The organism is Streptococcus thoraltensis DSM 12221 (genome assembly GCF_000380145.1).
Lineage (GTDB): Bacteria > Bacillota > Bacilli > Lactobacillales > Streptococcaceae > Streptococcus > Streptococcus thoraltensis.
On sequence record NZ_KB904632.1, the window covers coordinates 60,773 to 66,772 of the forward strand.

Below are 6,000 nucleotides of genomic sequence, written 5' to 3' on the forward strand. Positions count from 1 at the left end.
GGGTGCTATATGTGTCACAAAGAAAAAACTGACTATAATCGCAATCAGTACGGATTTTTTACCCTTGACCAAATGGTTTCTGAAAATCACTTTTTCCATCGAGTAGAGAAAGTCATTGATTTTGGGTTTATTTATGAACAGAGCAAAAAAATTCTATCCTAGTAGTGTCCGAATGATTTCTTTTTAGCAAAATGAGACACGAGAAGGACACCTTGTCCTTATGAAGTGCTTATCGTTCTTTTAGGCTTTAATGTTTACCCTCAAAATTTCCGCTCATTTGAAGCATTGACGATTAAGATTAGAGCCTACATATTATAGTAGAATGACTGCTGTACCCATACCATATTATCAAACGTCCAGACGCTTTCGGCTTATCGTTTCAGCGGTAGTTATCTAATATCTAATTTTTATTATTTTATAATTTATGTGTTTTTATATATAATTTACTTGCATTATTTTTCTAATGTGATATTCTAAATAGTGGTGAATATTAAAAACCGAAAGGACATATCTTATGTATAACAAATTAGCTAAATATAAAATTGGACACTTTAGAATGTGGAAATCTGGGAAACAGTGGCTTTTTGGAGCAAGTGTTTTAGTCGCGCTTGCAATTGGAAGCGCTACCCCTGTATTAGCCAATGAAACAGAAGGTGCTGAAACCTTTTTGGATAGCGGAGCTAATATAGAGCAGACAACCTTGGTTCAAAATCAAGAAAATCTTGTTCCAGAAGTTACGCCAGCACCGGAAGTTACACCAGTACCGGAAGTGGCGCCAGAACCAGCAGTTACACCAGAATTAGAGAATTTAAATTCTGAGACGGTTAGTGAAACAACTGATGTAGCCCCTGACCTATCGCAAGAAGTAGATAATGCTTCGCCGGTTGCCACACAAGAGCCTATTGCGGATGTTTCCACTACTGTCTCTACAGCTGTTGAAGAAACTGTAGCAAAACCTGAACCTTTGAAATCGGTTAAAGAGAGTTATACACCTTCAAAGATATCGGAGAATCAAGCATGGACTCACGGAGTGTCGAAGCCGAAGAAAGAAGAGCTAGTATGGCAGCATGAAAGTTTTCTAGGTTACTATACAGCACCTTATAAAGACGGCAGTCGTCTTTTTGATGTCAATAAAGATTTTAGTGCAGAGAGTGGTGACTACGGTTTGTGTTCAGCGGGAGTTGCTGTCAACATGCTTCATTGGTGGCTAGAAAATAATAAAGAATATGTAGAGAAATATTTACAAGAATCTGCTGCAAATGGGGTTGTAACAACTTTTAAAGACGAAACGTTTGATTTACGAGGACATCAGAATTATAATGGAAAATCTCATCAGAGCCCATTATTTGATTTATTTAAGACATATTTTTCAAATAGAGCTGTCTATGCTCACAGAGTATTAGATCTATTTTTTAGTGGCTATCCGAGAGCTTCTGATTACGCAGTAAATAATGAAGCAGAATATCAAGAAAAGGAGACCAAGGGGAAGTTGGACCAACGTGGTGGTTTCTTCAAAGATGTTTTTGAACAGAAACTACTCACTAGCCGAGAAGAAGTGAGGAATCATGCATCTCTTGGTGAAAAAATCAAGCAGGCTTTGGCAGCCAAAAAGGCTTTGGCAGTGGATTATCTATTCAGTAGAAACAAGGGACATGTCGTTAACGTTTGGGGAGCGGAGTTTGATAGCAATGGAAAACTAACGGCAATCTATGTAACGGACACAGATGATCATACGGCTGTGATTGATGCCAAAGATGATAAGCCTTTACAAAGCTTAAAACGTTACACAGTTGTTGAAAGGGGCGGAAAAGCCTATATTACTAACAATTATGATGGTAGTAAAGGTGTTGCTATTAAAAATCTATACACCTTAGATTTGGGTGAGCAGCAGTGGAAGGATTATTTTTCTAAAAGCAAGGAAGATCGCGACAAGGCTATTCGGAAAAAAATTATGAATGTCGTCCGCTCTACCAAGAACAAAGTTGAACTTGTTGAGGCGACAAAGAGACCATGGGGCGGAGGCTTCTCAGACCAAGATATAGCATTGCTTCAGCAAATCCACAAGGCAGAATTTTCAGATGAAGAATTTGAATCATTTCGTGGAAAAGCCTTGGAAACTCTCTCTATTACGCAAGGACAAACACAATGGGATGGACGTTTTCCAAGTCCAGGTCAAAAATTACCAAGTACAGGTAAGCAAGACACTCCATCTGATTCAATTCCTGTCGCTCTAAGCGCTCCAGAAAAAACATGTTCAACTGATACAGAAGTTACGCCAGAACCAGCAGTTACACCTGAATTAGAGAATTTAAACTCTGAGCCGATTAGTGAAACAACTGATGTAGCCCCTGACCTATCGCAAGAAGTAGATAATGCTTTGCCGATTACCACACAAGAACCTGTAGCGGATGTTTCCACTACTACCACCACAGCTGTTGAAAAAATTGTATCAAAAGCTGAGTTGATGAAGTTAGAACAAAAACAAGCACTTCAAAAAATATCAGAACAGCAAGAATGGACTCATGGAGTAACAAAGCCGGAAAAAGGAGAGCTTGTCTGGCAGGAAGAGGACATTCAGGGCTATTACACAGCACCTTATAAAGATGGCAGTCAGCTATTTGATGCCAACAAGGAGTATACTTCGTCTAGTGGGGACTTTGGATTGTGTTCGGCAGGTGTAGCAGCCAATATGCTTCATTGGTGGTTGGTCAACAATAAAGACCATGTGGAGAAATATTTAAAAGAATCAGCAACAAATGGTGTTGTGACCCCAGATCAGATCAAGCCTATTGATTTACGTGAGCACCGCGAATACATTGCGGGAACGCATCAAAGCAAATTATTTGATTTATTTAAATCATATTTTTCAAATAGATCAGTGTATGCTCACAGAGTATTAGATTTATTTTTTAGTGGCTACCCAGATGCTCGTAAATATGAAGTAAATAAGGAGTCAGATTACCAAACCAAAGAGATGAAGAATGCGTTGGACAAACGTGGTGGCTTCTTCAAGGATGTCTTTGAACAGCATCTACTTACGAATTTGGAAGATGTAAGTGATTATACAGCTATTGGAACTAAGATTAAGAAAGCTCTAAAAGAAAAAAAGGCACTTGCGATTGATTATCTTTATAATACTCGCAGAGGTCACGTTGTGAATGTCTGGGGTGCTGAGTTTGATGAAAACGATCAGCTAAAAGCGCTTTATGTAACTGATACGGATGATTACACATCTGTAATTAATGGGAAAGGTGAAACTTTACAAAGTTTAAAACGTTACACAGTTGTCAATAGAGATGGGAAAGCCTATATTTCTAATAATTATAGTGACCGTGGTGGTGTTGCTATTAGAAATCTATACACTTTAGACTTAGGTGAGCAGCAATGGCAAAATTATTTTTCTAAAAGCAAGGAAGATCGCGACAAGGCTATTCGGGAAAAAATTATGCGTGTCGTCCGCTCTACTAAGAACAAAGCAGAGCTTGTTGAGGCAACAAAGCAACCATGGGGTGGAGGCTTTTCAGACCAAGATATAGAATTACTTCAGAAAATTCATAAGGCGGACTTTTCAGATGACGAGTTTGAATCAGTTCGTGGGAAGGCTTTAGATACTTTATCAGTCATACAAGGACAAACGCAATGGGATGGACGCTTTCCAAGTCCTGGTCTAAAATTGCCAATTTCTGACAAGCAAGATATTCCATCCGAATCAACTCCAGTTGCTCCGAGTGTACCAGAGACTCCAACCGAATCGACTCCAGTTGTTCCAAGTGCACCAGAGACCCCTCGTTCGACTGATACTCACGTAGGTCCTAAAACAGACTTGAAAGTTTCTTCAGTTCAACCTGATGATTCTTCAATCGTACGAATTGTACCGTCAACTGATTCCGAAGTAACAGTTGGTACCAAAAGCGAAATCGTTCCTCAAACTCCAAGCGTTATTCCAGAGCAATCAGATACAGAGGTAGGAACCAAACCCGAGTTGACAAGTAAGACTCCAACCGCCTCAACTCCAGTTGTTCCGAGTGCACCAGAGACCCCCCGTTCAACTGATACTCACGTAGGACCCAAAACCGAGTTGAAAGTTTCTTCAGTTCAACCTGATGATTCTTCAATCGTACGAGTCGTACCGTCAACTGATTCGGAAGTAGCAGTTGGTCCCAAAAGTGAAATCATTCCTCAAACTCCAAGCGTTACTCCGGAACAACCAGATACAGAAGTAGGATCCAAGACTGAGTTGACAAGCAAGACTCCAACCGCCTCAACTCCTGTTACTCCGAGTGTACCAGAGACTCCAACAGAATTGACTCCAGTGGTTCCGAGGGCTCCAGAAACACCCCGCTCAACTGATACTCACGTAGGACCCAAAACCGAGTTGAAAGTTTCTTCAGTTCAGCCTGATGATTCTTCAATCGTACGAGTTGTACCGTCAACTGATTCTGAAGTAACAGTTGGTCCCAAAAGCGAAATCATTCCTAAAGTTCCAAGTGTTACTCCAGAGCAATCAGATACAGAAGTAGGAACTAAACCCGAGTTGACAAGCATGAAGCCAACAGTCTCAACTCCAGTTGCTCCGAGTGTACCAGAGACTCCAGCCGAATCGACTCCAGTTGTTCCAAATGTACCAGAGACTCCAACAGAATTGAATCCAGTTGTTCCGAGTGCACCAGAAACACCCCGATCAACTGACACTCACGTAGGTCCTAAAACAGACTTGAAAGTTTCTTCGGTTCAACCTGATGATTCTTCAATCGTACGAGTCGTACCGTCAACTGATTCGGAAGTAGCAGTTGGTCCCAAAAGCGAAATCATTCCTAAAGTTCCAAGTGTTACTCCAGAGCAATCAGATACAGAAGTAGGAACTAAACCCGAGTTGACAAGCATGAAGCCAACATTCTCAACTCCAGTCGTTCCGAGTGCACCAGAGAACCCCCGCTCAACTGACTCTGAAGTAACAGTTGGTACCAAAAGCGAAATCATTCCTCAAACTCCAAGCGTTACTCCAGAGCAACCAGATGCAGAGGTAGGAACTAAACCCGAGTTGACAAGCATGAAGCCAACATTCTCAACTCCAGTCGTTCCAAATGTACCAGAGCCCCCCCGTTCAACTGATACTCATGTAGGTCCTAAACCCGAGTTGAAAGTTTCTTCAGTTCAACCTGATGATTCTTCAATCGTACGAGTTGTACCGTCAACCGATTCTGAAGTAACAGTTGGTACCAAAAGCGAAATCATTCCTCAAACTCCAAGCGTTACTCCAGAACAACCAGATACAGAAGTAGGAACTAAACCCGAGTTGACAAGCATGAAGCCAACAGTCTCAACTCCAGTCGTTCCAAATGTACCAGAGACACCCCGTTCGACTGATACTCATGTGGGTTCCAAACCCGAGTTGATAAGTAAGACTCCAACCGCCTCAACTCCAGTTGCTCCGAGTGTACCAGAGACACCTCATTCAACTGATACAGCGGTAGGTTCTAACCCCGACTTGAAAGTCTCTTCAGGTCAATCTGATGATTCTTCAATCGTACGAGTCGTACCGTCAACTGATTCGGAAGTAGCAGTTGGTCCCAAAAGCGAAATCATTCCTCAAGTTCCAAGTGTTACCCCAGAGCAACCAGATACAGAGGTAGGCCCCAACCCCGAGTTGATAAGCAAGACTCCAACCGCCTCAACTCCAGTTGTTCCGAGTGTACCAGAGACTCCAACAGAATCGACTCCAGTTGCTCTGAGTGTACCAGACACACCTCATTCAAATGACACAGCGGTAGGTTCTAACCCCGACTTGAAAGTTTCTTCAGTTCAACCTGATGATTCTTCAATCGTACGAGTTGTACCGTCAACTGATTCTGAAGTAACAGTTGGTACCAAAAGCGAAATCGTTCCTCAAACTCCAAGCGTTACCCCAGAGCAACCAGATACAGCAACAGGAACTAAGACTGATTTGACACCAGAATCCCCATTGACGGATGTTAAGGATTCAAACGTAGCGACTGATGC

General features: G+C 41.8%; 1 protein-coding gene. It reads left to right on the plus strand.

Features of this window, described 5'->3' with window-relative positions; translation table 11 throughout:
- Window positions 1-514 precede the first annotated feature (514 nt).
- Window positions 515-6,000 (plus strand): IdeS/Mac family cysteine endopeptidase (locus A3IA_RS12160; RefSeq protein ID WP_039828210.1); only part of this gene is annotated, 5,486 nt, incomplete at its 3' end.